Annotated in this window: 2 protein-coding genes; both read left to right on the top strand. The window is 69.3% G+C overall.

Annotated elements, in window-relative coordinates:
* Positions 1-810: WD40/YVTN/BNR-like repeat-containing protein (locus FKP22_RS28300; protein WP_211361632.1), on the top strand; the 810-nt coding region annotated here is incomplete at its 5' end.
* Between the two features lie 30 nt (positions 811-840).
* The coding region (locus tag FKP22_RS28295; RefSeq protein WP_141291415.1) for an efflux RND transporter permease subunit at positions 841-2,074 on the top strand (1,234 nt) is incomplete at its 3' end.

The following is a 2,074-nucleotide window of genomic DNA, read 5'->3' as shown; positions in this document are numbered from 1 at the left end:
CAGCAGGCCGCAGTGCCGGTGCAGGTGAGCCTGACCTCGCTCTCGTTCGCCGACGCGCAGCATGGCTGGGCCACCGGACATTTCGGCGTGCTGCTGCGCACGCAGGACGGTGGCGCCCGTTGGCAGCGCATGATGGACGGCACCCGCGCCGCCGAACTGCTGCTGAACGAAGCCAGCGACGACAGTCAGCGCGCAGTTGCGCAGCGCCGCCTCAAGGAGGGGGCCGACAAGCCCTTCTTCGACATCGCCCTGGCGGGGGGGCGTTGGCTGGCCGTCGGCGCCTATGGCATCGCGCTGCAGACCCGCGACGGCCAGGCCTTCCATGGCTTGACGCCGCGCCTGCCCAATCCCAGGCAGCTGCACCTCTATGGCATCCGCGCCGCTGGCGAGCGCGTGTTCATCGTGGGCGAGCAGGGCCTGTTGCTGCGTTCGGTGGACAGCGGCGAGAGCTTCGAGGCACTGCCTTCGCCCTACAAGGGAAGCCTGTTCGGCCTGCACCTCACCGCCGCCGGCAGCGTGATCGCCTTCGGCCTGCGCGGCAACGTGTGGCGCTCGGCCGACCACGGCGAGCATTGGACCCAGGTGCCGATGCCGCATCCGGTGTCCGTGAGCGCGGCCACTGCGCTGCCTGGTGGAGGCTTTGCGCTGGTGACACAGAACGGCGAGCTGCTGGTGAGCCGCGACGACGGTGCCACGCTGAGCCTGGCTGCACAGGCGCAGCCCTTTCCGGCCGCCGCGCTGGCGGCGACCACGGGCGGCGAGCTCGTCGTCACCGGTCTTCGCGGCCTGCAGCGCCGCCCCAAGGTCTGAACCCCAACCGATTACGAGTACCCCGTGGCCATCTCCACTGACGACAGCACCCAGCCGGTCATCCAGCGACTGGAAGACTTCGACCCCGCGAGCGGATCGCGCACCGAGCGCCTGTTCTTCAACCACCGCCCCTGGGTGCTGTTGCTGTGCCTGCTGGCCACACTGGTGCTGGGCTGGCAGGCCGCGCGCATCGGCCTGGCCGCGAGCTTCGAGAAGACCATCCCCACGCATCACCCCTACGTGCAGAACTTCCTCAAGCATCGCGAGCAGCTGGCGGGTGGCGGCAATGCGCTGCGCGTTGCGGTGGCCGCGAAGCAGGGCACGATCTTCGACCCCGGCTACCTCGACACGCTGCGCCAGATCAACGACGAGCTGTTCCTGATGCCCGGCGTGGACCGGCCGTTCATCAAGAGCCTGTGGACCGCCAACACGCGCTGGGTGGCCGTGACGGAAGACGGCCTGGACGGCGACACCGTGATGAGCGACCGCTACGACGGCAGCCCCGCCGCGCTGGCGGAGGTTCGCGCCAACGTCGAGCGCTCGGGCGAGATCGGCCAGCTGGTCGCGGCCGACTTCAAGAGCAGCATTGTCTACGTGCCGCTGCTGGACAAGGACCCGCGCACCGGCGCGCCGCTGGACTACGGCGACCTCGGCCGCCGGATCGAGGAGCTGCGCCAGCGCCACACCAACGGGAAGGTGGACATCCACATCGTCGGCTTCGCGAAGGTGATGGGTGACCTGATCGAAGGGGTGCACCAGGTGGCCCTGTTCTTCCTGGCGGCGCTGGCCATTTGCGCCGGCGTGCTCTTCGGCTACACGCGCTGCGCGCGCTCGACGTCCATCGTCGTTGCCTGCTCGCTGGTCGCGGTCGTCTGGCAGCTGGGCCTGCTTCGCCTGCTGGGCTACGCGCTGGATCCGTACTCGGTGCTGGTGCCCTTCCTCGTGTTCGCCATCGGCATGAGCCACGGCGCGCAGAAGATGAACGGCATCCTGCAGGACGTTGGCCGCGGCACGCACCGCGTGGTGGCGGCGCGCTACACCTTCCGCCGCCTGTTCGCCGCCGGCCTGACGGCACTGCTGTGCGATGCGGTGGGCTTCGCCGTGCTGGCGCTGATCGACATCCGTGTGATCCAGGAGTTGGCCATCAACGCCAGCATCGGCGTCGCGTTGCTGATCTTCACCAACCTCGTGCTGCTGCCGGTGCTGCTCTCCTACGTCGGCGTCAACCCGCAGGCCGCGCAGCGCAGCCTCAGGCAGGAGCAGG

Origin of the sequence: Ideonella azotifigens, from assembly GCF_006519715.1 — a bacterium.
In the GTDB taxonomy this organism is placed as follows: Bacteria; Pseudomonadota; Gammaproteobacteria; order Burkholderiales; family Burkholderiaceae_C; genus Ideonella; species Ideonella azotifigens.
The sequence above is the reverse complement of the archived record's forward strand: the minus strand, read 5'-3'. Positions and strand labels throughout refer to the sequence as shown.